Here is a 617-nt window from a genome sequence, read left to right on the forward strand (position 1 = left end):
GATGGTATTTACTTGATGGTAGGCAATTATCATCTTTGTCAGGAAATCCTTCTCAAAAAGCAACAGAATTAGGTTTTATAGGTAATTTACCTAATGCTAGTGATCGATATCTTAAGAATATAGCATCTACTGAAAGTTTAGGAGAAGCTGTTGGGTCAAAATCTGAAGTACTAGTGCAAGCGAATTTACCTAACATAACATTAAAAGGAAAAACAGATAACTCTACACATAGTCATAATTATAATGAAAGAGGTGTTGGATCTATCTATAGTATAGAAAGAGGAAGTACTAAAACTATTATTGATGACACTAAAGTGGCTGAGAGGACTACAGATGGTGCAGGAGGTCACACTCATAACTATACTGTTAATTCTGGAGGTAAAAATTATCCTCTAACAGTAGAACCTAAATATTTATTAACGTATATATTCGTTTATTTAGGTAATTAAACTTAAAAATATTATTTCTTATAAAAATAAGTCCGATTGAAAATCGGACTTGTTTTGTTTTAGATAAAGGTTATACTTTAACCAATCAATATTAGAAATTTCTATTTTTAATAAATTCTAAAGTATCGAAAAAACAAAACCCCAATAGAAAATCTATTGGGGTTTATT

1 pseudogene is annotated in these 617 nt (G+C 29.3%); it reads left to right on the forward strand.

The features are described 5' to 3' along the window. Positions 1 to 449, forward strand: a pseudogene (locus tag ACMHJW_RS14695) (hypothetical protein); the annotation flags it as partial. Positions 450 to 617 lie beyond the last annotated feature (168 nt).

This window comes from Empedobacter brevis (assembly GCF_965118635.1).
Taxonomy (GTDB): domain Bacteria; phylum Bacteroidota; class Bacteroidia; order Flavobacteriales; family Weeksellaceae; genus Empedobacter; species Empedobacter brevis_A.